Source organism: Nocardia gamkensis NBRC 108242, assembly GCF_001612985.1.
In the GTDB taxonomy this organism is placed as follows: Bacteria; Actinomycetota; Actinomycetes; order Mycobacteriales; family Mycobacteriaceae; genus Nocardia; species Nocardia gamkensis.
Genome location: NZ_BDBM01000112.1, coordinates 1 through 902, shown reverse-complemented (window position 1 = coordinate 902; position 902 = coordinate 1). Strand labels below are relative to the sequence as shown.

The window sequence follows — 902 nt, the reverse complement described above, 5'->3', positions numbered from 1 at the left end:
GGTTGCGTCCAGCAGAGTGGTGTACCAGCGGCTTCGGCGCGAATGCCTGAGCGTGTCGTAGCCGGATAGTGGGCGGTCACCGCGTGATCCTTCTTGAACCGCCAAGCTCAACGAAGGAGAAGTTCACGCGATGACCAGGATCAAGCCTATCGAGGCGAGCGAGTCGTTCGCCGATCAACTCGCCGTCAACAGCCCTGACCTGCTGCGGGAGATGGTGTCGATGTTCGTGCAACAGCTGATGAGCACCGAGGCCGACGCCCTGTGTGGTGCCGACTACGGCGAACGGTCCAGCGAGCGGGTCAATTCCCGGAACGGCTATCGCCACCGCGAATTCGACACCCGCGTCGGAACGATCGATGTCGCGATTCCGAAACTGCGTCAGGGTAGCTACTTCCCGGACTGGCTGCTCGAACGCCGCAAACGCGCCGAACGAGCCCTCACCTCGGTGGTGGCGACCTGCTACCTGCTGGGTGTTTCCACCCGCCGGATGGAGAAGTTGGTGGAGTCACTGGGCATCACCAGCCTGTCCAAATCGCAGGTGTCGATGATGGCCCGCGACCTCGACGCCCAGGTCGAAGCGTTCCGCACCCGCCCCCTCGACCAAGGCCCTTACACGTTCGTCGCCGCCGACGCGCTGGTGCTGAAAGTGCGGGAGAGCGGCCGCGTTGTCAACGTCCACGCCCTGGTCGCGACCGGCGTCAACGCCGAGGGCTACCGAGAAATCCTGGGCTTGCAGGTGAGCTCCGGTGAGGACGGCGCCGGCTGGCTGGCGTTCTTCCGCGATCTGGTCGCCCGAGGCCTGAGCGGAGTCCAGCTCGTCACCTCCGACGCCCACTCCGGGTTGGTCGCCGCGATCGGGGCGACCTTGCCGGGTGCTTCCTGGCAGCGGTGTCGCACCCATT

The 902-nt window shown here is 65.3% G+C and carries 1 protein-coding gene; it reads left to right on the top strand.

What is annotated here, in order from left to right; all coding sequences use genetic code 11:
• Window positions 1-130: 130 nt before the first annotated feature.
• On the top strand, window positions 131-902 hold a 772-nt coding region (locus NG1_RS34845; protein ID WP_157114428.1), incomplete at its 3' end, for an IS256 family transposase.